At 75.0% G+C, this 22,094-nt stretch carries 24 protein-coding genes and 1 tRNA gene; 14 read left to right on the top strand and 11 right to left on the bottom strand.

The genetic code is table 11. From position 1 onward, the window contains the following. Positions 1 to 854, top strand: an 854-nt coding sequence (locus JZ5iCDA_RS03285) for a CorA family divalent cation transporter (protein ID WP_069385840.1), incomplete at its 5' end; no start/stop codon positions are given. A gap of 37 nt (positions 855 to 891) precedes the next feature. Here JZ5iCDA_RS03285 and JZ5iCDA_RS03290 read toward each other — a convergent pair. Then, positions 892 to 1,767 (bottom strand): undecaprenyl-diphosphate phosphatase, encoded by an 876-nt coding sequence (locus JZ5iCDA_RS03290; RefSeq protein ID WP_069385841.1) that lies wholly within the window; start codon positions 1,765 to 1,767, stop codon positions 892 to 894. Positions 1,768 to 1,900: 133 nt separating this feature from the next. Between JZ5iCDA_RS03290 and JZ5iCDA_RS03295 the strand changes: the two genes are divergently transcribed. Then, positions 1,901 to 2,869, top strand: coding sequence for an aldo/keto reductase (locus tag JZ5iCDA_RS03295; protein ID WP_069385842.1), 969 nt, complete (start codon positions 1,901 to 1,903; stop codon positions 2,867 to 2,869). Between the two features lie 10 nt (positions 2,870 to 2,879). Here the strand turns inward: JZ5iCDA_RS03295 and JZ5iCDA_RS03300 are convergent, their stop codons facing one another. Continuing rightward, complete coding sequence (locus tag JZ5iCDA_RS03300; protein WP_069385843.1) at positions 2,880 to 3,200, bottom strand: primosomal protein; 321 nt, start codon at positions 3,198 to 3,200, stop codon at positions 2,880 to 2,882. A gap of 98 nt (positions 3,201 to 3,298) precedes the next feature. Between JZ5iCDA_RS03300 and JZ5iCDA_RS03305 the strand changes: the two genes are divergently transcribed. Further along, positions 3,299 to 3,532, top strand: a complete 234-nt coding sequence (locus tag JZ5iCDA_RS03305; protein ID WP_069385844.1) for a DUF5703 family protein — start codon at positions 3,299 to 3,301, stop codon at positions 3,530 to 3,532. Between the two features lie 4 nt (positions 3,533 to 3,536). Beyond that, a complete protein-coding gene (locus tag JZ5iCDA_RS03310) occupies positions 3,537 to 4,370 on the top strand; it encodes a fructosamine kinase family protein (protein WP_069385845.1) in 834 nt (277 codons plus the stop codon). Between the two features lie 43 nt (positions 4,371 to 4,413). Here JZ5iCDA_RS03310 and JZ5iCDA_RS03315 read toward each other — a convergent pair whose 3' ends face one another. The 4 genes from JZ5iCDA_RS03315 to ald form a co-directional block, all read right to left on the bottom strand. Continuing rightward, positions 4,414 to 5,757, bottom strand: a complete 1,344-nt coding sequence (locus JZ5iCDA_RS03315; protein WP_069385846.1) for a M20/M25/M40 family metallo-hydrolase — start codon at positions 5,755 to 5,757, stop codon at positions 4,414 to 4,416. 107 nt (positions 5,758 to 5,864) lie between these two features. Next, on the bottom strand, positions 5,865 to 7,988 hold the full coding sequence (locus tag JZ5iCDA_RS03320) for a M3 family metallopeptidase (protein ID WP_139122936.1): 2,124 nt from the start codon (positions 7,986 to 7,988) through the stop codon (positions 5,865 to 5,867). A gap of 2 nt (positions 7,989 to 7,990) precedes the next feature. Next, positions 7,991 to 8,626 carry a GNAT family N-acetyltransferase gene (locus tag JZ5iCDA_RS03325; protein WP_069385848.1) on the bottom strand — a complete coding sequence of 212 codons (636 nt, stop codon included), beginning with the start codon at positions 8,624 to 8,626 and terminating at the stop codon, positions 7,991 to 7,993. 87 nt (positions 8,627 to 8,713) lie between these two features. Further along, positions 8,714 to 9,829, bottom strand: coding sequence for an alanine dehydrogenase (ald, locus tag JZ5iCDA_RS03330; protein ID WP_069385863.1), 1,116 nt, complete (start codon positions 9,827 to 9,829; stop codon positions 8,714 to 8,716). Positions 9,830 to 9,905: 76 nt separating this feature from the next. Between ald and JZ5iCDA_RS03335 the strand changes: the two genes are divergently transcribed. Then, positions 9,906 to 10,208, top strand: a complete 303-nt coding sequence (locus JZ5iCDA_RS03335; protein WP_069385849.1) for a DUF1905 domain-containing protein — start codon at positions 9,906 to 9,908, stop codon at positions 10,206 to 10,208. 16 nt (positions 10,209 to 10,224) lie between these two features. Here JZ5iCDA_RS03335 and JZ5iCDA_RS03340 read toward each other — a convergent pair whose 3' ends face one another. Continuing rightward, the gene (locus JZ5iCDA_RS03340; RefSeq protein ID WP_139122937.1) at positions 10,225 to 11,361 is read right to left on the bottom strand and encodes an AI-2E family transporter; all 1,137 of its coding nucleotides are present in this window, start codon (positions 11,359 to 11,361) and stop codon (positions 10,225 to 10,227) included. 346 nt (positions 11,362 to 11,707) lie between these two features. On the opposite strand from JZ5iCDA_RS03340, the gene JZ5iCDA_RS03345 reads away from it, so the two are divergent. From JZ5iCDA_RS03345 to JZ5iCDA_RS03355, 3 genes are all read left to right on the top strand, one after another. Then, positions 11,708 to 11,792, top strand: a tRNA-Leu gene (locus JZ5iCDA_RS03345). Between the two features lie 134 nt (positions 11,793 to 11,926). Next, complete coding sequence (locus JZ5iCDA_RS18725; RefSeq protein ID WP_171905279.1) at positions 11,927 to 12,610, top strand: hypothetical protein; 684 nt, start codon at positions 11,927 to 11,929, stop codon at positions 12,608 to 12,610. A gap of 186 nt (positions 12,611 to 12,796) precedes the next feature. Further along, complete coding sequence (locus JZ5iCDA_RS03355; protein ID WP_069385851.1) at positions 12,797 to 13,297, top strand: hypothetical protein; 501 nt, start codon at positions 12,797 to 12,799, stop codon at positions 13,295 to 13,297. Between the two features lie 24 nt (positions 13,298 to 13,321). Here the strand turns inward: JZ5iCDA_RS03355 and JZ5iCDA_RS19580 are convergent, their stop codons facing one another. The 3 genes from JZ5iCDA_RS19580 to JZ5iCDA_RS03365 are packed head-to-tail and all read right to left on the bottom strand — an operon-like array spanning position 13,322 to position 15,398. After that, complete coding sequence (locus JZ5iCDA_RS19580; RefSeq protein ID WP_253181932.1) at positions 13,322 to 13,744, bottom strand: ATP-binding protein; 423 nt, start codon at positions 13,742 to 13,744, stop codon at positions 13,322 to 13,324. Then, positions 13,696 to 14,712, bottom strand: coding sequence for a HAMP domain-containing protein (locus tag JZ5iCDA_RS03360; protein WP_253181933.1), 1,017 nt, complete (start codon positions 14,710 to 14,712; stop codon positions 13,696 to 13,698). Before JZ5iCDA_RS03360 ends, JZ5iCDA_RS19580 begins: the two co-directional genes overlap by 49 nt. Further along, positions 14,709 to 15,398 carry a response regulator transcription factor gene (locus JZ5iCDA_RS03365; RefSeq protein WP_069385852.1) on the bottom strand — a complete coding sequence of 230 codons (690 nt, stop codon included), beginning with the start codon at positions 15,396 to 15,398 and terminating at the stop codon, positions 14,709 to 14,711. The genes JZ5iCDA_RS03360 and JZ5iCDA_RS03365 overlap by 4 nt, the downstream gene beginning before the upstream one ends. 95 nt (positions 15,399 to 15,493) lie before the next feature. Between JZ5iCDA_RS03365 and JZ5iCDA_RS03370 the strand changes: the two genes are divergently transcribed. The 5 genes from JZ5iCDA_RS03370 (at position 15,494) to JZ5iCDA_RS03390 (ending at position 20,585) form a co-directional block, all read left to right on the top strand. Further along, positions 15,494 to 16,759 carry a LolA family protein gene (locus JZ5iCDA_RS03370; protein ID WP_069385853.1) on the top strand — a complete coding sequence of 422 codons (1,266 nt, stop codon included), beginning with the start codon at positions 15,494 to 15,496 and terminating at the stop codon, positions 16,757 to 16,759. Next, positions 16,756 to 17,733, top strand: coding sequence for an ABC transporter ATP-binding protein (locus tag JZ5iCDA_RS03375; RefSeq protein WP_069385854.1), 978 nt, complete (start codon positions 16,756 to 16,758; stop codon positions 17,731 to 17,733). The genes JZ5iCDA_RS03370 and JZ5iCDA_RS03375 overlap by 4 nt, the downstream gene beginning before the upstream one ends. Continuing rightward, positions 17,720 to 18,598, top strand: a complete 879-nt coding sequence (locus tag JZ5iCDA_RS03380; protein ID WP_083259617.1) for an ABC transporter permease — start codon at positions 17,720 to 17,722, stop codon at positions 18,596 to 18,598. Before JZ5iCDA_RS03375 ends, JZ5iCDA_RS03380 begins: the two co-directional genes overlap by 14 nt. 189 nt (positions 18,599 to 18,787) lie before the next feature. Further along, the gene (locus JZ5iCDA_RS03385) at positions 18,788 to 19,312 is read left to right on the top strand and encodes a hypothetical protein (RefSeq protein WP_069385855.1); all 525 of its coding nucleotides are present in this window, start codon (positions 18,788 to 18,790) and stop codon (positions 19,310 to 19,312) included. A gap of 130 nt (positions 19,313 to 19,442) precedes the next feature. Then, the gene (locus tag JZ5iCDA_RS03390; RefSeq protein ID WP_069385856.1) at positions 19,443 to 20,585 is read left to right on the top strand and encodes a glutathione-independent formaldehyde dehydrogenase; all 1,143 of its coding nucleotides are present in this window, start codon (positions 19,443 to 19,445) and stop codon (positions 20,583 to 20,585) included. Positions 20,586 to 20,711: 126 nt separating this feature from the next. Here the strand turns inward: JZ5iCDA_RS03390 and JZ5iCDA_RS03395 are convergent, their stop codons facing one another. Further along, positions 20,712 to 21,470 (bottom strand): DeoR/GlpR family DNA-binding transcription regulator, encoded by a 759-nt coding sequence (locus tag JZ5iCDA_RS03395; protein ID WP_069385857.1) that lies wholly within the window; start codon positions 21,468 to 21,470, stop codon positions 20,712 to 20,714. Between the two features lie 75 nt (positions 21,471 to 21,545). On the opposite strand from JZ5iCDA_RS03395, the gene JZ5iCDA_RS03400 reads away from it, so the two are divergent. Next, on the top strand, positions 21,546 to 21,965 hold the full coding sequence (locus JZ5iCDA_RS03400) for a DUF4406 domain-containing protein (RefSeq protein ID WP_069385858.1): 420 nt from the start codon (positions 21,546 to 21,548) through the stop codon (positions 21,963 to 21,965). The last annotated feature ends 129 nt before the right edge of the window (positions 21,966 to 22,094 follow it).

The raw sequence follows: 22,094 nt of genomic DNA on the forward strand, positions 1-22,094 counted from the left end.
ACCACGTCGCGGCGCTGCTCGACCCCGGCGCCCGGGCCTGGGCCACGCCCCCGCGACGCGACCCGTCCCGGCCGCACCGCCCGCTCGCGCACGTCCGGCGCCTCGCGGCCGACTGGCTGCTCGTCGTCGTCCCCACGGTCTGGTTCACCCCGGACGACCGCCAGGTGCACACCGGCGGGTTCGCCTCGCTCGTCGGGCCGGGGGTCGTCCTCACCGCGGAGACGGGCGGCGCGGACATGCACGACGCCGTGCTCGACCGTCTCACGTCGCCGGGGACGCCGCGGGGCGCCGGCGCCCGGCGCGTGACCGCGGCCGTCGTCATGGCGGTGGTCGCGAGCGCCTCGGCCGTCGAGCTCGAGCTGGGCGACTCCGTCGCGGACACCGAGCGCGTCGTGTTCGACGAGGAGCGGGCCGACCCGGTCGAGCGCATCTACGACCTCAAGCGCGAGATCACCGAGGCGCGGCACGCCCTGCTGCCGGTGACGGCCGAGCTGCCCGAGCTGCTCGACGAGGACATGCCCGCCCACCTCGGCCTGGACCGGCACGTGCTCGACCGCCTCGTCTCGACGGTCGAGCGCATCGACCGCCACCTCGACGCCCACGACGACCTGCTGTCGGACATGCTGCAGGTGCACATGTCCCAGGTGTCGGTGCGCCAGAACGAGGACATGCGCAAGATCTCCGCGTGGGCGGCGGTCCTCGTCTACCCGACGATCGTGGCCGGCGTCTACGGCATGAACTTCCGGGTCATGCCCGAGCTGCACTGGACGCTGGGCTACCCGTTCGCGCTGGCGCTCATGGCGGGCGGGTGCGTCGTCCTGCACCGCCTGTTCCGGCGCGCCGGCTGGCTCTGACCGGCCGTCGCGGCCCGACGGCGCCCCGGCGGGCCGGCTACGGCGTGGTCGCCGTGGTCCCGCCCGGCTCGAGCACGCCCACGAGCAGGAGCAGGACGACGACCGCGGCGAGGCCCAGGCGGTAGACGACGAACGGCGTGTAGGAGAACGTCGAGACGATCTTGAGGAACGCGATGATGACGAAGTACCCGACGACGAACGCGACGAGCGTCGCGATGAGCGTCGCCCCGGCGCCGGGGGCGCCCGGCTCGGGCTCCCCGGCCGACTTGAAGAGCTGGTAGAAGCCCGACCCGAGGACCGCCGGGATGGCGAGCAGGAACGAGTATCGCGCCGCTGCCTCGCGCGTGAAGCCCATGAGCAGGCCGGCGGTGATCGTGCCGCCGGAGCGGGAGACGCCCGGGATGAGGGCGAGCGCCTGCGCGAAGCCGAACGCGACGGCCTGGCCCGGCGTGAGCTCGCGCAGCGTGCGGCGCTTCGCCCCGACCCGGTCGGCCCAGCCGAGGATCAGCGCGAACACCGCGAGCATGAGCGCCGTGAGGTAGAGGTTGCGGAACGTGTTCTCGATCGACTCCTGGAAGAGCAGACCGAGCGCCACGATCGGGATCGAGCCGAGCGCGATGAACCACGCCATCGCCGCGTCCGGGTCGGCCTTGCCCATCCGGGACCGCCAGTCCGTGCCGTGGTCCCCGCGCAGCGCGCGCCACCAGGCCACGCAGATGCGGGCGATGTCGCGGCGGAAGTAGAGCAGGACGGCGGTCTCCGTCCCGATCTGCGTGATGGCCGTGAAGGCGGCCCCCGGGTCCTGGGACCCGATGAGCTCGCCCACGATGCGCAGGTGCGCGCTGGAGGAGATCGGGAGGAACTCGGTGAGACCCTGGACGAGGCCGAGAAGGACGGCTTCCCACGCATTCACGAGCGGACACGATACCCCGGCGGACGGCCTGACCTGCACGGGCGGGTGAACCTGCCCGCAGGAGGCCGACGACGCCCGCCGGACCCGCGCGCCAAGCCGCGCCCCCGGGTGCTCGCCGGTAACCTCGGCTCCCATGGAACACCGTCAGCTCGGCCGCAGCGGCCTGCGCGTCTCGGCCCTGGGGCTGGGGACGATGACCTGGGCCCGGGACACCGACGAGCTCGACGCCGCCGAGCAGCTGCGCGACTTCGTCGACGCGGGCGGGACCCTCGTCGACACGGCCGCCTCGTACGCCGACGGCGACGCGGAGTCGCTCATCGGCTCGCTCCTCGGCACCAAGGTCGACCGCCGCGACGTCGTGCTGTGCACCAAGGCGGGCGTGCGGCGCACGCCGTCGGGTCCGGTCGTCGACGCCTCCCGCGGCGCGCTGCTCGACTCGCTCGACGAGTCGCTCGCGCGCCTCGGCACCGACCACGTCGACCTGTTCCTCGTGCAGGCGCCCGACCCGCGCGCGCCGTTCGCCGAGACCTTGTCGGCACTGCGTCACGCCGTCACGTCCGGCCGCGCGCGCTACGTCGGCCTGTCCAACCACCCGGCCTGGGCGACGGCCCGGGCGGCGTCCCTGCTCGCCGGCGCCGACGACGTCGGGCTGGCAGCGGTCGAGCTCGAGTACTCGCTGCTGCAGCGCGGCGTCGAGCGCGAGGTCGTGCCCGCGGCCGAGGCCCTCGGCCTCGGGCTCCTCGCGTGGTCGCCGCTCGCGCGCGGGGTGCTCACCGGCAAGTACCGCCGCTCGCTGCCCGCCGACTCGCGCGCCGCGTCCCCGCACCTCGCCGGGTTCGTGGAGCCCTACCTCGACCAGGAGTCGTCGGGCATCGTCGAGGCGGTCGTGACGGCTGCCGACGGGCTGGGGAGGGCCCCGCTCGACGTCGCCCTCTCGTGGCTGCTAGGCCGCCCCGCGGTCGCCGGCGCGATCGTCGGCGCGCGCACCCCCGCCCAGCTGCGGACGTCGCTCGCGGCGACGGACCTCGAGCTGCCGGACGCCGTGCGCGCCGCGCTCGACGACGTGAGCGAGATCGAGGTCGGCTACCCCGAGCGGTGGTGACGCACAGGCGTCACCGCGCCCCGTCGGCCTCCAGCTCGCCCACTACCTCGTCGTCGTCGACCGGGTCGTCGAGCGCGTCGTCCAGCGGCTCGAGCTCGTCGTCCTCGTCGTCGTCCTCGTCCTCGTCGTCCTCCTCGGCGAGGTAGAACGGGGTGGCCTCCCCGTGCACCTGCCCGAGCGCCTCGTCGTAGACCTCGAAGGCGTCCGCGAGCACGTAGTAGGCGTCGTCGACGGCGGGGTCGTCCTCCCCGCGACGTGCGGCGACGGCGTTGTAGTGGGCCTCGAGCGCGGCGACGAACCGGTCGAGGGCGGCACGCGGGTCAGCGGTCATACCCTGACGGTAGCGCCGAGAGGGGCACAATGGCACACGGTATGCCGGTGGTCGACGCGGTCGGTCACCGGTGCGACGGACGAGAGGGACGGTGAGTCGTGGAGAGCACGCCGACGTCACGCCGGCGGTCCGGATGGGCCGCGCAGGGTGGGCAGTACGAGTACCGCGTCCTGACGATCGACCGCTCCACGAGCCGGTCCGACGCGAAGCGGCTGCTCACCGACGAGGCCGAGTACGGCCGCTGGGAGCTCGCCCGCACGCGCCTGTACGTCGGCGGCGAGCGGCGCGTGTGGCTGCGGCGCAAGATCATCCGGGTGAGCTCCACGCTCTGAGCCCGTGACGGCCGTCTTCACGAAGACCCGGGCGGACGCCCCGGCAGGCTTCTTCGCGTGCGAGGCCGCAGGGCTCGCGTGGCTGCGCGTGCCCGGCGGGCCGCGCGTCGTGGCGGTCCACGACGTGGGCGCGACGCACCTGGACCTGGAGCGGCTCGCGCCCGCCCGGCCCACGCCCGAGGCGGCGCGAGAGCTCGGGCGCCGGCTCGCCGTCCTGCACGACGCGGGCGCCCCCGGCTGGGGCGCGCCACCCGCGGGCTGGGACGGCGACGCGTTCTTCGGGCCGCTCGACGACCCGCTCCCGCTGCCCACCGGGCACTGGCCCGACTGGCCGACGTTCTACGCGCAGGCGCGGCTCGCGCCGGTCGCGCGCCAGGGGGTCGAGCGCGGTGCCCTCACGCCCGACGACGCGCGCCTCCTCGAGCGGCTCGGCGAGCGCCTCGCCGACCTCGCCGGTCCGGCGCTCGACGACGCACCGGCCCGCCTGCACGGCGACCTGTGGTCGGGCAACGTCCTGTGGGCCGCGACGGCGCCCGCGCGGGACCACGACCGGAAGGCCGGCGACGACGGCGGCGACATCGTCGAGGCCGTGCTCATCGACCCCGCCGCGCACGGCGGCCACCGCGAGGCCGACCTCGCGATGCTCGCGCTGTTCGGCGCCCCGCACCTTGACGAGGTCCTCGCCGGGTACGCCGAGCACCACCCGCTCGCGCGCGGCTGGCGCCACCGCGTCGCCCTGCACCAGGTGTACCCGCTGGCCGTGCACGCCGTGCTGTTCGGCGGGAGCTACCGCCCGCGGCTGCGCTCGAGCGTCACCGCGCTGCTCGACGGGCGCTGACGGGCGCGAGGCCGGCCGGGCTCAGCAGGGTGCTCAGCGGTGCTCAGCAGGTGCGCAGCAGCCGGTCGAGCACCCGGACGCCGAACCGCAGCGACTCGACGGGCACGCGCTCGTCGACCCCGTGGAACATGCCGGAGAAGTCGAGGTCCGCGGGCAGGCGCAGCGGCGCGAACCCGTACCCGGTGATGCCGAGGCGCGCGAGCGACTTGTTGTCCGTGCCGCCCGACAGCGTGTACGGCAGCACGGTCGCCCCCGGGTCCTCGGCGTGCAGCGCGTCGACCATGGCGTCGACGAGGTCGCCCGAGAACGGCACCTCGAGCGCGATGTCGCGGTGGATCTCCTCCACCCGCACGTGCTCGCCCGCGAGCGCCTGCAGCGTCGCGAAGCCCTCGTCCTCGTGGCCCGGCAGCAGGCGCGCGTCGATCGCGGCCTCCGCGCGCCCCGGGATGACGTTCGCCTTGTACCCGGCGGTGAGCTGCGTGGGGTTGGACGTGTGGCGCACGGTCGCGCCGACGAAGCGGGACGCGGGGCCGAGCGCCGCGACGAGCGCATCGACGGACGACGGGTCCTGCGGGTCGAACGGCAGCCCGGTGAGGTCGGCGACGCCGCGCAGCAGCGCGTCGACGGTCGGGGTGAGCGTGTACGGCCAGGCGTGGGCGCCGATGCGCGCGACGGCCTCGGCCAGGTGCGTCACGGCGTTGTCGGGGTTGACCTGGGAGCCGTGGCCGGCCCGACCCTCGGCGACGAGCCGCAACCACGCGATGCCCTTCTCCGCGGTCTGCAGGAGGTAGGCGCGCTTGCCGTCGACCTCGACGGAGAAGCCGCCGACCTCGCTGATCGCCTCGGTCGCGCCCTCGAACAGCTCAGGCCGGCGGTCGACGGCGTACCGCGCGCCGAACACGCCGCCCGCCTCCTCGTCGGCGAAGAACGCGACGACGACGTCGCGCGCGGGCTTGCGCCCCTCGCGGACCATCTGGCGCACGACCGCGAGGATCATCGCGTCCATGTCCTTCATGTCGACGGCGCCACGCCCCCACAGCAGGCCGTCGCGCTCCTCCCCCGCGAACGGGTCGACGGACCAGTCGGACGCCTGCGCGGGCACGACGTCGAGGTGCCCGTGGAGCACGAGCGCGGGCCGCGTCGGGTCCTGCCCCTCGAGCCGCACGACGACGCTCGCCCGGCCGGGCGCGGACTCGAACAGCTCCGGCTCGAGGCCGACCTCGTGCAGCAGCGCCATGACGTGCTCCGCGGCGGCGCGCTCGCCCGGCCCGGAGCCGTCGCCGAAGTTCGAGGTGTCGATGCGCAGGAGGTCCTGGCAGATGCGCACCACCTCGTCCTCGGCGGTGGGGACGGGCACGGCGGGGGTGTCGGGTCGGACGCTCGTCATGCGCCCACGCTACCTGCCGAGGTAGAGGGTTCTCCGCCGAGGTAGAGGGAGATTCCCTCTACCTCGGCGTCGGACCCTCTACCTCGGCGTGCGGCGCGGAGCCGTTCTCAGGCGTCGAGGCCGCGGCGCGCGAGCAGAGGCGCGATGTCGGCGTCGCGCCCGCGCAGCTCGCGGAACGAGGTGAGCGGGTCCTGCGAGCCGCCGCGCGCGAGCAGGGCGCGGCGGAAGCGCTCGCCGTTCTCGCGCCGCAGGCCGCCGTTCTCGCGGTACCACTCGACCGTGTCGGCGTCGAGCACCTCCGACCAGATGTACGAGTAGTACCCGGCCGCGTAGCCGCCGCCGAACACGTGGTTGTAGTACGTGGTGCGGTAGCGCGGCGGGACGGGGGCGAACGCGACGCCCGCCGCCTCGAGCGCGGCCACCTCGAACGGCACGACGTCGTCCACCGACGCCGGGACGTCGTCGGGCCCGAGGCGGTGCCAGGCCTGGTCGAGGAGCGCCGCGGCGAGGTACTCGGTCGTGGCGAAGCCCTCGTTGAACTGCCGGGAGGCGAGCATCGTCTCGACCCACGCGGACGGCATCGGCTCGCCCGTCTCGTGGTGCACCGCGTAGGAGCGCAGGATCTCGGGCTCCCAGGCCCACATCTCGTTGACCTGCGAGGGGTACTCGACGAAGTCGCGCGGCACGTCCGTGCCCGACTGGGACGGGTAGCGCACGTCCGAGAACAGGCCGTGCAGCGCGTGCCCGAACTCGTGGAACAGCGTGATGACCTCGTCCCAGCGCAGCAGCGTCGGCTCGCCCGCCGGCGGCTTGACGATGTTGAGGTTGTTCACCACGACGGGCCGCTGCCCGAGCAGGTGGTTCTGGTCCACGAGGTTGTTCATCCAGGCGCCGCCACGCTTGGCCTCGCGCGTGTACCAGTCGGCGAGGAACAGGCCCATGCCGTCGCCGGGCGCGCCCGGCGACTCCGTGTCGAAGACCTCGAAGACCCGCACGTCCGGGTGGTAGCCGACGAGGTCCGTGCGCTCGGTGAACGAGATCCCGTAGAGCAGGGTCGCGGCGCGGAACACGCCGTCGTGCACGACCTTCTCGAGCTCGAGGTAGGGGCGCAGGAGCGCGTCGTCGAGCGCGAACCGGTCCTTGCGCACGCGCTCGGCGTAGAACGACCAGTCCGAGGCCCGCAGGTCCGCGTCGGGGACGTCCGCGCGGAGCGCCGTCTGCAGGTCGGCCGCCTCGCGGCGGGCGTTGGCCACGGCGGCGGGCGCGAGGCGCGACAGCATCGCGTTCACCGCCTCGGTCGTCTTCGCCGTGGCGTCCTCGGCGACGTACGCGGCGTGGTGCTCGTAGCCGAGGAGCCGGGCGCGCTCGGCGCGCAGGCGGACCGTCTCGAGCACGGTGGCGCGCGTGTCGTGCTCGTCGCCGCCCGCGCCGCGGCCCTCGGACGCCTGCTGGACGCGCTCGCGCACGTCGCGGCGCGCGAGCGACGCGAGGACGCCCTGCTGCGTCGGCAGCTGCATCTCGAGCAGCCACCCCTCCTGCCCGCGGGCCGCGGCGGCGGCCGCCGCGCCCGCGACCGCGTCGTCGGACAGGCCCTCGAGCTCCGCGCGGTCGGTCACGAGCACGCTCGCGGCGTTCGCCCCGGCGAGCAGCTTGCGCCCGAACGCCGCCTCGAGGCTCGTCAGGCGCGCGTTGAGGTCGCGCAGGCGTGCCTGCTGCTCGGCGTCGAGCTCGACGCCGGACCGGCGGAAGTCGACGAGGAGCGTGCGCAGGAGCCACGCGGCGTCGGGCTGGAGGGTCAGCTCGCCGGCGTCGGCGGCGTCCTGCAGCGCGCGGGCGCGCGCGTACAGGCGCGTGTCCATGTAGATCGCGTCGTGGTGCGCGGCGAGCTCCGGCGCGACGGTCTCCTGGATCTCCTCGAGACCGGGCGTCGCGTCGGCGCTGACCTGGTTGAAGAACGCGTGCCCGACGCGCGCGAGCGCCCGCCCCGACCGCTCCAGGGCCTCGAGCGTGTTCGCGACCGTCGGCGGCTCGGGGTCGGACGCGATCGCCTCGACGGCGGCGCGCTGGGCGGCCATCGCCGCCCGCAGCGCCGGCAGGTAGTGCTCCTCGCGGACCGCGGTGTAGTCGGGGAGCTCGTACGGGAGCGTCGACGGCGCGGCGAACGGGTTGGCGGGGTCGAGGTCGAGGTCGGCGCCGGTCGGCGCCACGGGCTGAGACGTCATGGGCCCCATCCTCACCCCGCCGCCCGCGCAGCGGAAACCGGGTGCGTCCAGGGCTCGGCCGGCTCGCGCGGGTCGTCGGCCAGGAGCGTGCCCACCCAGGCGTCGCGGCGCACGCCGCGCTGCAGGGAGTGGCCGCGCACCGTGCCCTCGACGCGGAAGCCGAGCCGCCAGGCGAGGCGCCGCGACGGCCAGTTGCCGACGTACGCCTCCCAGGACAGGCGCGCGAGGCCGAGCACCTCGGGGTCGAACGCGGCGTCGACGACGAGCCGGCCGGCCGCGGTCGCGAGCCCCCGGCCGCGGCCCGCCGGGGTCATCCAGTAGCCGATCTCGGCCGAGCGCTGCCCCGCGGGCGCGTCGTCGAGGCCGAGGCCGAACATGCCGAGGAGCGGGCCGGCGCCCTCGTGGCCCGGCACGCCCGTCGGCCCGGCGCTCTCGCGCACGGCCCAGGTGAGCACGTTCCCGCGCTCCCAGCCAGGGGTCACGTAGTCGCGCACGAAGCCGAGCGCGTCGTCGCGCGTGTACGGGGACGGGACGACGGTCCAGGCGGCGACGTCCGGGTCCTGGCACGCGGCGGTGATCGCGTCGACGTCGTCGGTCGTCGGCGTGGCGAGGTGGACGGTGCCGTCGTCGAGGGCGAAGGGCTGCACCCGGCCACCCTGCCACGCGATCGCGCCCGGATCACGACATTTCCCCCGGCCGGCGCGCGGCCGGCCGGGGGACGCGCCGTCGGGGCGTCAGCCGGCGAGGGCGTCCGCGGCCGGGGTCCGCTCCAGGTCGTGCGCGCGGGCGACGGCCTCGTTGAGCAGCGCGCCGCGGTGCGTCGACGCCCCGGCGCGCAGCAGCGGGTCCTCGCGCACCGCGTCGAGGCCGCCGTCCGCGAGCGCCGCGAGGTACGGCAGGGTCGCGCTCGTCAGGGCCTGGGTGCTCGTGACCGGGACGGCGCCGGGCATGTTGGCGACGCAGTAGAACGTCGTGCCGTGGACCGCGAAGGTCGGGTCGTCGTGCGTCGTGGGGCGCGAGCTCTCGAAGCACCCGCCCTGGTCGACCGCGACGTCGACGAGCACCGCGCCCGGGCGCATGCGGGCGACGAGGTCGTCGCTCACGAGCCGCGGCGCGCGGGCGCCGGCCACGAGGACGGCGCCGACGACGAGGTCCGCCTCGAGCACCTCGCGCTCGATCGCGTAGGCGCTCGACGCCACGGTCCGCACGCGGCCGCCGAGCTCGTGGTCGAGCTCGCGCAGGACCGGCAGGGACAGGTCGAGGACCGTCACCTCGGCGCGCATCCCGACGGCGATCCGGGCGGCGCTGCGCCCGGCGGTCCCGCCGCCGAGCACGACGACCCGCCCGGGCGGCGTCCCGGGCACGCCGCCGAGCAGCACGCCCCGGCCCCCGGCGGACCGCTGCAGGAGCCACGCCCCGACCTGGGTCGCCATGCGCCCGGCGACCTCGCTCATGGGCGCGAGCAGCGGCAGGCTGCCGTCCGGCGCCTGCATCGTCTCGTACGCGACCGACGTCGTGCCGGCGTCGAGCAGCGCCTGGGTGCAGGCCCGGTCGGCGGCGAGGTGCAGGTAGGCGAACAGCAGCGCGTCCTTGCGCAGCAGCGGGTACTCGCTCGCGACGGGCTCCTTGACCTTGCACACGAGCTCCGCCTCGCCCCAGACCTCCTCGGCCGTGGCGACGACGCGCGCGCCCGCCCGCTCGAACTCCGCGTCGGACAGGTGGGAGCCGTCGCCGGCCCCGGACTGGACGAGCACGTCGTGCCCGGCCCGCACGAGGTGGTGGGCGCCGGCAGGGGTGAGCGCGACGCGGTCCTCGTGGTTCTTGACCTCGGTGGGTATGCCGATCCTCATGCTCCAGTGTGGCCGCACGGTGCGCGTCCGCGCGTGCCGGACGCGCACCCGGCGCACGCTCCGCTAGCGTCGGCCCATGCCGACGTGGACCGACCCCGGCGAGGTGGAGTTCGACGCCGTGGTCACCGCGGCCGGGACGACGACGGGCGCGTTCGTGGAGCTGCCGTTCGACGCGGCCGAGCTGTTCGGGACGCGGTGCCGCGTCCCCGTCCTGGCGTGCGTCGACGGCGTGGCGTACCGCGCCTCGCTCGTGTCCTACGGAGGCCCGCACCTGCTCGCCGTGCTGCGCGCGGTGCGGCGCGACGTCGGCAAGGGCGTGGGCGACGTCGTGCACGTGCGCGTGCGGCTGGACGCCGGCGTCTCCGCCGTCCCCCGCTGACGCGCGCACGGTCGCGTCAGCCGGTCGCGCCGGCCGTGCCCGACGAGGGCGGCACGTCGCCGAGCGCGATCTCCTTCGCCGTCGGCACCTCGTCCTCCATGGGCGGGTCCTTGTGCCGCAGCCGCGCGAACACCGACCAGGCGACCGCGACGAGCGGCACGGACACCACCGCCCCGAGGATCCCCGCGATGAGCGTGCCGGCCGTGACCGAGAGCGCCACGACGACGGGGTGCAGCGACACCTGCGCCCCCATGATGAGGGGCTGCAGGATGTGCCCCTCGAACTGCCCGATGAGCGCGATGCCCACGGTGACGATGAGCGCCGTGACGACCCCGTCCGCGGCGAGCGCGACGACGGCCGCGACGATCATCGCGGCCGGCGCGCCGATGATCGGGATGAACGCCCCGATGAACACGAGCACGGCGAGCGGTGCGGCCAGCGGCACGCCCAGGACCGCCAGCAGGACGCCGGCGAGGATGCCGTCGATGATGGCGATGATCACGGTGCCGCGCGCGTACCCCGAGAAGGTGTACCAGCCCGCCCCGCCCGCGATCTTCCAGCTCTCGCGCGAGCGCGCCGGGAGCTGGTTGAGGAACCAGGTCCACATGTCCTTGCCGCGCGCGAGGAAGAACACCGTGCAGAAGATCGCGAGCGCGATCGCCGCGAACGCCTCGAACACGGACCCGGCGCTCGCGGCCGCCTGGCTCGCGATGTCCCCGCCGTGCTCGGTGATCCACTGACGGCCGTTCTCGATCCAGCCGTTGACGTCGTCCGCCGTGATCGTCACGGGCAGCGGCCCGTTCTCCAGGAAGTCGAAGATCTCCTCGATGCCGTCGCTGAACTCGCCGGCGAGCCGCTCCCACTGCCCGGCCACCGACGAGATGACGTACGTGAGCAGGCCCGCGATGAACAGCAGGGCGGAGAGGATGGCGAGCGCGACCGCGAGACCGCGCGGCATGACGCGGGCGTAGAGGTCGGTCACGGGGCGCAGCACGGACGTGATGACGAGCGCGAGGAACACGGCGACGAAGACGAGCTGCACCTGCGCGGTCGCGTAGAAGATCAGCGCGACGGCGGCGACGACGAGGAGCAGCCGCCACGACCATCCGGCCGCGGTGCGCAGCCACGACGGCACCGTGTCCCCGTAGCCCACCACGGACGGGTTGCGCCGCGCCCCCGCCACCTTGCGCGCCTCGCGCGAGGCGCCCGCGAGGTGCTTCACGGAGGCGGCCGCGCGGTCGTTCGCCCCGTTCGTGCGCGCGGTCGAGGACGCCCCCTCGGACGGCCGCTGCTGCTCGTCGGTCACGCTCACCCCCGCCAGGTCGTCGCGCCCCTGCGCGCCCTCATGCGCCCAGTGTGCCCCAGGTCGTCCCGAGACGCGCCCGGCCGGACGACGACGCGGCGTCGCGTCGGCGACCGTCCGGATTCCGGATCCCCGCCCGAGGCGTGCTATGTTTTTCCCCGCACCGGAACGGCGGGAACGCCGGGAAGGTCCACTCGTCCGGGTGGCGGAATGGCAGACGCGCTAGCTTGAGGTGCTAGTGCCCTTTATCGGGCGTGGGGGTTCAAGTCCCCCTCCGGACACTCCAGTCGAAGGCCTCTGACCTGCGGAACGCGGGTCGGAGGCCTTTCTCGTGCGACAGCGGTCCACGCGCGACCCGGCCCCTCCGTTGAACGCTCTCCCGGGGCCCCGGCGCATAGACCTCGGGAACGAGAGCATGCGCAGGTCGAAACAGGGAGAGTCGTTGCAGGACCGGTCCGGGAAGATCGCCTCCGTCGCAGCGGTCCTCGTCGTCGCGCTGTGGTTGGCGCTCGACGCGTTCGGCCTCGGCACGCCGGCCGTCGACGTGCCCGACGGCGCAGCGGCGGTCGTCAAGGCCGAGGCGCCCGCGCCGGGCGCGGTCGAGGCCGTGCCGCACCTGCCGGCGCTCGCGGTCGGCGACGTGATCGCGCCCGAGCACGTGGACCAGCTGCCCGAGCACCAGGCCGCGTGCACCCTGTCGTCCGGCGAGATGGTCGTCGTGGAGAGGCGGCGGCCACTCCCCGACCCGGTGCTGCGCGAGGTGACGTCGATCCTGGCGCGGGCGGACCTCGACGACGTCCGGGGCACCCTCGAGCTCACGCGCGACGCCCGCGCGAGGATCCGGGAGATCCAGCACCAGACCGGTCGCGTCGTCGTCCCGGTGCGCGAGGCCGGCTCCTACGACGCCCGCGACGCGCTGAGGTACACGTTCTGGACGCCGGTGTTCGTGGACGGGGCCGCCGACGTCGTGGCCATGGACCGCGCGACCGACCACGCGGTCGACCAGAAGGCGACGCCGGAGGAGGCCGTCGCCTACGCCCAGGGGGTCGTCGCGCGCACGCCGTACGCGGCGAGCTACGACATCGTCGTCGTCCGGTAGCCGGCCCGCCCGCGCAGGAGCGCCCGGCGCCCCCACCGACGCGAGAAGCCCCGCCGTGTGGAGCGACGGGGCTTCTCGATCCGCTGTCTCATCGGATCCCGCCGGCGCTCTCGCGCCGGAAGCATGTCCCCGAGTCTACCGGCCTCCCCGCGCGCAGGCCTCCCGCGCCGTCGCTACCGTGATCGTGTGGCCGAGATGCCCGAGACGCTCCGCCGACACCTCGCCCCCGGTGCGGTGCCCGAGCTGCTGTACGGCGCCGTGGTGAGCGCCTCGGTCCTGGCGGTCGCGAGCGTCCACGACGACGCGTTCGACCGCGTCGCCGTCTCGACCGGCGTGGTCGCGGTCGTCTACTGGCTCGCGCACGTCTACGTCGACGCGGTCGGGGGCCGGTTCGAGGACGTCGAGCACTCCGTCGGGGCGCGACTCGCGACGGCGCTGCGGACGAACACGGGCGTCCTCGTCGGCAGCGTTCCGCCCGTGCTCGTCTTCCTGCTCGGCCGTGCGCTGGGGCTCGACGTGTCCGGTGCCGCGTGGCTCGCGCTGTGGTCCACCGTGGCCCTGGTCGTGGCGGCCGCCCTGCTGGCCGGCCACCGGGCCGGCGCCCGCGGCCTCGCCCTGGCCGCGGAGGCCGCGGTCGCGGGCGGTTTCGGCCTCGTCGTCATCCTGCTCAAGTACCTGCTGCACTGACACGTGCCGGGACGCGCGCGCAGGTCAGCCCGTCGTCCGGCGCGGTCCCGGGCCCGACAGCAGCACCTCGGCGCGCAGCCCACCGAGCGGCGACTCCCCCAGCACCACGTCGTCGCCGTGCTCGCGGGCCGACTCGCGGGCGATCGCCAGGCCGAGGCCGGTGCCGCCCGCGTCCCGCTCGCGCGCCTCGTCGAGCCGCGTGAAGCGTTCGAAGACGCGCTCGCGGTCGGCCGGGTCGATGCCGGGACCGTCGTCGTCGACGACGAGGCTGCCCGGGCCGGCCGTCACCCGCACGCGCGACGTGGCGTGCCGGACCGCGTTGTCGACGAGGTTGCGCAGGATCCGGGCGACGGCGTCCCGGTCGCCACGGGCGGTCGCCGCGCCGTCCTCGACGACCGTCACCGTGACGGGAGGGCGCCCGTGCTCCGGCGGCCGGACCGTGGGCACGGCGACGACCTCGCGCGCCAGCGCACCGAGGTCGAGGTCCTCGTCGACGAGGGGCCGCGCGCCGAGCCTCGCGAGGACGAGGAGGTCGTCGACGAGCGCCTGCAGGCGCCGTACCTCGCCCTCGAGCTCCACGGCGAGCTCGTCGCCGGGTACGCCGCGGGGTGCAGCCGCGCCACCTCGATGCTCGCGCGCAGCGCAGCCACCGGCGACCGCAGCTCGTGCGCCGCGTCGGCGACGAACGACCGCTGCCTCGCGGCGGCCGCCTGCAGGCTGTCGAGCATCGCGTTGAGCGTCCGGGCGAGCGCCCCGAGCTCGTCGTCGGTCCGCGGGACCGGGAGGACTCCCGGTCCGCCCGACCGCGCGACGGCCTCGGCCCCGCGCCGCAGGTCCTCCACGGGCGACAGCGCCCTCCCGAGCACCGACCAGATCACGCCCGCCGCCACGAGCGTGAGCAGCGGGACGACGACCGCGAGCGAGACGCGCAGCGCCCGGACCACGCCCTCCACCTCGCGCAGCGGCACGGTCGCCACGGCGGTCGTCCCGCCCGTGCCTGCGACGGGCGCGACCGCGACGCGCGCCGCGGCGTCGTACGCGCCGCGCTCCGTCCCGGCCACGCGCACGCCGTCCGCAGCCACCGCCTCGGCGCGCAGGGTCGCCAGCTCGTCGACGGGGAGGACCGGGAGCGTCCGGCTCGCCGTCGCCGAGGACGCGAGGACCTCGCCGGCCGGGCCGAGGAGCTGCACGACCTCGCCCGGCTCGGACACCGGCAGCACGTCCGGCACCTGGTCGCTCGCGGCCAGCCGGGCCACGAGGAGCGCGCGCTCGCGCGCGATGTCGTCCAGCGCGGCGACACGCCCGCCCGACACCACCGCGGACAGGGCGAGGGCGCCGACGACCAGCGCGGCCGCGAGGACGAGCGACGCGAGGGCGGTGAGCCGCGCGCGCAACGACCACGGGGAAGGTCTCACGGCGCGACGGGACCGCGTTCCGCGGGCGGCGCGGCGGCCGGCAGGCGGTAGCCGGCGCCGCGCACGGTCTCGATGACCGCCTGGCCGAACTTGCGCCGCAGGTAGCCGACGTAGACCTCGACCACGTTGAGGCCGTCGCCCGCCGCGTCCCACACGTGGTCGCGCAGCTCCACCTTGCTCAGCACCTGTCCCGGGCGGCGCATGAAGTACTCGAGGAGCGCGAACTCGCGCGCCGTGGTCTCCACCTCGTAGCCGCGCTGGGTCACGACGTGCGCGGCCGGGTCCAGCGACAGGTCGCCCGCCGTGAGGACCGCGGGCCGCGGCGCGGGACCTCGCCGGACGAGGGCACGCACGCGCGCGACGAGCTCGACGAAGGAGAAGGGCTTCGTGAGGTAGTCGTCCGCGCCGAGGTCGAGCCCGTCCGCGATGTCGTACTCGCCGTCCTTGGCGCTGAGGATGAGCACGGGCGTCCAGACCTGTCGCTCGCGGAGGCGGGCGACGAGGTCGTACCCGTTCAGGCCGGGCAGCATGATGTCGACGAGGACGGCGTCGAACGCCCCGGACGCGGCGAGCGCGAGACCGCGCCGTCCGTCGAGCGCGACGTCGACCGCGAAGCCCTCGGCCAGCAGGCCGCGGCGCAGCGCCCCGGCGACGCCCCGCTCGTCCTCGACCACCAGCACCCGCACGCCGCCAGCATGGCACTCCCGCGGCCCGCGTGCGGCGGAGGCGCGGACGCGGCCTTCTCAGCGTGGCCTCAGGTGCGGTGTGCCACGGTGTCGTCATGGCAGCCGAACACGTCCCCTCGTCCTCGCCCGAGACCGTCGGCGGACCGTCGCGGCGCGCCCGCTGGGCGGTGCCCGTCGTGGTCGCCGCCGTCGTCACCGGTGCGTTCGCCGCGCCCGTGCTCGTCGCCTCCGCGGACGCCGACCTCCCCGACCTCACGCCCGCCGAGCTGCTGGCGAGGGTCGCGGAGGCGGACCCCGTCCCGCTGTCCGGGACCGTGGTCCACACCGCCCGGCTCGGGCTGCCCGAGCTCCCGCTCGAGGAGCTGCAGGGCGCGAGCCCGCTCGACCTGCTGGGTGGCAGCTCCACCGTGCGCGTCTGGTCCGACGGCGAGGACCGCTCGCGCGCCGCGCTGCTCGGCGACCTGTCGGAGTTCTCCGTCGTGCGGGACGGCCCGGAGGCCTGGACGTACTCCAGCCGCGACGACGAGGTCGTGCACTACACGATCGCGCCGGACGACCTCGCGGCGTACGAGGAGCTCGACGAGGCCGCGCGCACCGGCTCCGCGCCGGACGTCGCGGGCGACCTGCCGACGCCGGCGCAGGCGGCGGACGCCCTCGTCGCCTACGCCGGGCTCTCCACGGACCTGTCGGTCGGCACGGCGACCGAGGTCGCGGGTCGCGACGCCTACCAGCTCGGCCTCGTGCCGCGCACCGACGGCACCCTCGTCGAGCGCGTCCTCGTCGCCGTCGACGCGGAGACCTCCACGCCGCTGCGGGTCCAGGTCTGGAGCACGCAGGACACGCAGACGCCCGCGCTCGAGATCGGGTTCACCGACGTGTCCTTCGAGACGCCGGACGACGCCGTCTTCGACTTCTCCGCACCGGCCGGGGCGTCCACGAGCGAGGTCGAGGTCCCGCTGCCCGACCCCGCCGACCACCCGTCGGCGAGCCCGGAGGAGCTGACGGCGCTGCCCGAGGGCGTCGCGGTCAGCGGCACCGGCTGGGAGACGGTCGTCTCGGTCTCCGGCGTCGACGTCGCGGGGCTGCTCGCCGGCAACCCTGCCTCGGCGGCGGCGCTGCCCGGTGTCGAGCGCAGCTTCGGCTCGGCGGGCGCCGAGGACCTCTACGGCGAGCTCGTCGGGGAGGACGGGACCGCGCCCGGTCTGCCGGAGATCGACGCCACCGCGCTGTACGAGCAGCTGACCGAGGAGGTCCCGGAGGGCCGGCTGCTCTCCTCGGCCCTGCTCTCCGTGCTCGTGACCGACGACGGCCGCGTCCTCGCCGGGGCCGTGCCGGCCGAGGTGCTGCGCGACCTCGCATGACGAGCACGCCGAGCGCGACGAGCACTGCCGCGGTGCACGACCTCGCGGTGCGCACCCGCGGCCTGACCAAGCGCTTCCGCTCGGGTCAGGTCGCGGTGGACGCCGTCGACCTGGAGGTGCCTCGCGGCGCCGTCTACGGGTTCCTCGGGCCGAACGGCTCCGGCAAGACGACGACGCTGCGCATGGTGCTGGGACTGGTCGCGCCGACGTCGGGCACGGCCACGCTCCTCGGGGAGCCGATGCCCGCAGCGGGGCCACGCGTCCTGCCGCGGGTCGGCGCGCTCGTCGAGGGCCCGGGCTTCCACCCCTACCTGTCCGGGCGCGCGAACCTCGACCGCCTCGACGCCGTGGACGCGACCGCCGACCCCCGGACGCGGGACCGCCGGGCCGCCGCGGCCCTCGACCGGGTGGGCCTCACGGCAGCGGCGCGCAAGCCGTTCCGGCAGTACTCGCTCGGCATGAAGCAGCGCCTCGGGCTGGCCGCGGCGCTGCTGCGGCCGCGCGACCTGCTCGTCCTCGACGAGCCGACGAACGGGCTCGACCCTCAGGGAACGCGCGAGGTGCGCCACCTCCTGCGCGAGCTGGCCGACGCCGGCGCGACCGTCCTCGTGTCGTCGCACCTCCTCGGGGAGGTCGAGCAGGTGTGCACGCACGTGGGCGTCATGAGCCGCGGACGGCTGCTCGTCCAGGGCCCCCCGCAACAGCTCGCCGCGGACGCGGAGACGACGGTCGTCGTCACGACCACGGGCCCGTGCGTGGACGGCGCGACCCGGCTCCTCGCCGACCTCGGCCTGCTCGGCGTGCGGGCCGACGGGGCGGTGCTGTCCGCGCGCCTGGGCATGGTGGCACCGGAGAAGATCTCCGCCGCCATGGTCGGCGCCGGGCTCGACCTCGTCGGGCTCGAGGTCCAGCGGCCGAGTCTCGAGAACCTGTTCGTCGAGCTCACCGGGGAGGGTTTCGATGTCGCTCGTTGACCCGACGCCGGTCGACGCGCAGGCCGGGTCGCCGGACCGTGCCCGTGGCGCCTTCGGGCGACTGCTCGCCAGCGAGCTCCGCCTCGTCCTGGGCCGGCGCCGCAACCTCGTCCTCCTGGTCGGGCTCGCCCTCGTCCCGGTCCTCGTCGGCACCGTCCTGTTCGTCACGCAGGACACCGCCGTCGGCGCCGGCGGACCGCCGTTCCTCGACCGCGTCACGGGCAACGGCCTGTTCCTCGTGCTCACCGCGCTCGTCGCCTGCCTGCCCCTGCTGCTCCCGCTGGCGGTAGGCATCGTCGCGGGCGACGCCGTCGCCGGCGAGGCACAGGCCGGCACCCTGCGCTACCTCCTGCTCGTCCCCGTGCCCCGCACCCGGCTCCTCGCGGCGAAGGCGCTCGCCGTGCTCGTCTTCGCGGCGTGCACCGTCCTCGCGATCGCCCTGTCCGGGCTCGTCACGGGAGCCGCGTACTTCGGCGTCGGCGACGTCACGCTGCTCTCCGGGGACACGGTGCCGGTGACCGAGGGCCTGGTTCGGACCGCGGGCATCGTCGCGTACGTCGGCCTGTCGCTCACGGGTCTCGTCGCGGTGGGCCTGTTCTTCTCGACGCTGACCGAGGTGCCGGTCGCCGCGATGGCGGCGACCGTCGTCGTCGCGATCGTCTCGGGCGTGCTCGACGCCCTCCCTCAGCTGTCCGCCGTGCACGGCGCGCTGCTCACCCACCACTGGCTCGACGTCGGCGAGCTGCTGCGCGCCCAGGTCGACCTCGGCGTGCTGGGCCAGGGGCTCGCCGTCCAGGCGGCGTGGGTGGCGGTCTTCGGCGCGCTCGCGTGGAGCCGCTTCACGACGGCGGACGTGTCGTCCTGAGCAGGCAGCGGGCCACGGGTCCGAGCAGGCGAGTGCAGGACGAGGACGCCTCCGTGGTCGTCGAGGTCTGCCTCATCCTCCGTCCGGCGACGAACCCGAACCACAAACTTCAAGTCCGTCTACGAGACGGCCACGCTCGGCATCTTCGACCAGTCGACCCGCCGCGCCCTCGCCGCGCTCGGCGTCACCGTGGGACGCAAGAGCTCCAGCGTCGCCCCTCCTGACGTTCCCTTCTCCGCCCCGGACTACGTGCGCGGCCTTCTCGACGGCGACGGCTCCGTCGGCCGGACCGCGACCGGTGTTCCGTACATCAGCTTCGTCACGGCAAGCGCCGCGCTCTCGACCTACATCTGCGAGGTGATCGCCAAGGTGTGTGGCGTGTCACGGACCGCCAGGCCGAATGCGCGAGACAGTGTCTACAACATCATGGTGACGAACGTGGCCGCGGCGCGGCTCGCGCCATGGGCGTGGCACTCACCGGATGTCCTCGGGATCGAGCGGAAGCGCGAAGCCGCCGCGGACGTCGCGTCTTGGCGACCTGCCGCCGGGCGCGAGGGCCGGTACGGCGTCGTCCGACGACGGTGGACGCCGGAGGACGATGAGATCGTCTTGTCCGGTACGGCCGAAGAAGCCGCGAAGGTTCTCGATCGGACGCTCTCCAGCGTGTCGATGCGCCGTTGGCGCCTGGCGAAGATCCAGACCCATCACCGTTGAAGCGGGATGCGACATGGTGCGCGCGCAGGGGTCGAGTCCCGCGTCGTCGGGCGTGCGTACCGGCACGTCCCGTGCGCACGATGGCGAGGTCGCCCGGGCCGGGCGGCCCACCGACACGAGGAGGACCACGATGCGCGCCGTCGTCTACCGCGGACCGAACCAGGTGGAGGTCACCGACGTCCCCGACGCCCGGGTCGAGGAGCCCACCGACGCCCTGGTCCGCATCACGACCACGAACATCTGCGGGTCCGACCTGCACATGTACGAGGGGCGGACCGCCGTCGAGGAGGGCAAGGTCCTCGGCCACGAGAACATGGGGATCGTCGAGGAGGTGGGCAGCGCCGTCGGCCGCGTCCGGGTCGGCGACCGCGTGAGCGTCCCGTTCAACATCGCGTGCGGCACGTGCCGCAACTGCCGCGCCGGCTGGACGTCGTACTGCCTGCGCACGAATCCGACCGAGGGGATGGACGGCGCGGCCTACGGCTACGCCAACATGGGCCCGTACGACGGCGGGCAGGCCGAGGTCCTGCGCGTGCCCTACGCGGACTTCAACCTCCTCGAGCTCCCCGAGGGCACGGACCACGAGAACGACTTCACGATGCTGTCCGACATCTTTCCCACGGGCTGGCACGGCACCGAGCTCGCGGGCGTCTCCCCCGGTGACGACGTCGCCGTCTTCGGCGGCGGGCCGGTCGGGCTCATGGCCGCGCACAGCGCGCTCATCCGCGGCGCGTCGCGCGTCTTCGTCGTCGACAAGGAGCCCGACCGGCTGCGCCTCGCCGAGGAGATCGGCGCGCAGGGCGTCGACTTCTCCGCCGGCGACCCGGTCGAGCAGATCATGGACGCGACGCTCGGCCGCGGCGTCGACAGCGGGGTGGAGGCCGTCGGGTACCAGGCGCACGACTCGTCCGGCGAGGAGCACCCCGAGCTCGTCCTGGACAACCTCGTCCAGGTGGTGCGGTCGACGGGAGGCATCGGCGTCGTCGGCGTGTACGTGCCGCAGGACCCGGGCGCACAGGACGAGGACGCCCAGCAGGGTCGCATCGGCTGGGACTACGGCACCTTCTTCACCAAGGGCCAGCACATGGGCACCGGTCAGGCGCCGGTCATGCGCTACAACCGCCAGCTGCGCGACCTCATCGTCGCCGGCCGGGCGCGGCCGTCGTTCATCGTCTCCCACGAGCTCGCGCTCGAGGAGGCGCCGGACGCGTACGCGCGCTTCGACGCGCGCGAGGACGGCTGGACAAAGGTGCTGCTCAAGCCCGCGGCCTGACGTCTCGCCCGCACGGCGGCGCCCCTCGCTCCCGGCGAGGGGCGCCGTGCTGCATGCGGCGGGTCTCGACGTCGGCCGCTTGGCACACTTTTCCCGCGCGGTCCGCAGGATGAGCGGAGGCGGCGCTCACGTCGCCGGGAGGAGCGGTGCCCCGACGTCCGCGAGCGCACGCGCCGCCGGAGCGTCGAGGGGCACGTCGGTGACGATCCCCGTCACGTCGGCGAGGCCGAGCACGCGGAAGGCGGACGCCGCGCCGATCTTCTCCGAGCTCGCCAGGACGTACGTGTCGCCCGCGCGTCCGGCCAGCATGCGCTTGGTCGCCGCCTCGTCGGCGTCCCCCGTCGTCAGGCCCGCCTCCGGGTGCACCCCCGTCACACCCAGCAGGAAGACGTCCGCCCAGACGCCGGCAGCCGCCTCGGCGGTGATCGAGCCCGAGGTGACGACGGAGTGCTTGAACAGGCGCCCGCCCAGGACCAGCACCTCGACGGTCGGGTGCTCGGCGAGCGCCGCGGCGACGGTCGGGCTGTGCGTCACGACGGTCGCGCGGAGGTCGGGCGGCAGCGCCCGGGCGACGGCCAGGGCGGTCGTGCCGCCGTCGAGGATCACGGTCGAGCCGGGGCGCACGAGACCTGCGGCGCACCGGGCGACGGCGGCCTTGCTGTCCACGGCGACGTCGCGCCGGCCGGCGTAGTCCGCGACCGCGGGCGAGACGGGCAGCGCGCCGCCGTACACCCGCTGGCACAGCCCCGCCGCCGCCATCTCGCGCAGGTCGCGACGCACGCTGTCCTCGGACAGCCCGTGCGTGGCGGCGAAGTCCTTCGCCACGACGCGCCCCTCGGTGGTGAGCACCCGCAGCAGCTCGTCCCGACGTTGTGCCGGCAGCATGTCGGTCCACGTTCCTTCCGTTTGACGTCGCGTTATTGCCTAGTCTTGCACGTTCATGCGCACTAGGCTCGCACCATGACCACACAGACGACCCCTTCCGCCCCGGCTGCACCCACTCCCCTGCTCGTCCTCATCGCCGGTCCCTACGCGTCCGGCACCGACGGCGACCCCGACCGGATGGCGGCGAACCTGCGCCGGCTCGAGGAGGCGGCGTGGCCGATCTTCGAGCGCGGCCACGTCCCGATGATCGGCGAGTGGGTCGCCCTCCCCGTCCTGACCGGCATGGGCGCCTCCGGGCCGACGGACCCGCGCGCCGCGGACGTCCTCTACCCCACGGCCGAGCGCCTCCTGCAGCACTGCGACGCGGTCCTGCGGCTGCCCGGCGAGTCCCGGGGCGCGGACAACGACGTCGCCATCGCCCGCCGGCGGGGTCTTCCCGTCTACACGTCGGTCGAGCAGATCCCGCACGCCGCCCGCACGGCGCAGACGGCGTAGGGCCTCGGAGGCGCCGCCGGGCGCACCCACCGTGGGGCCGCGTTGTCGGCGGGCGACGGTAGGGTTCGGACGATCCGGACAGATCACGCCGGGCAGCACTCCCACCGGCCGCTGCCGTGCCGGGGCCGA

Source organism: Cellulosimicrobium cellulans, from assembly GCF_001722485.1.
Lineage (GTDB): Bacteria > Actinomycetota > Actinomycetes > Actinomycetales > Cellulomonadaceae > Cellulosimicrobium > Cellulosimicrobium cellulans_A.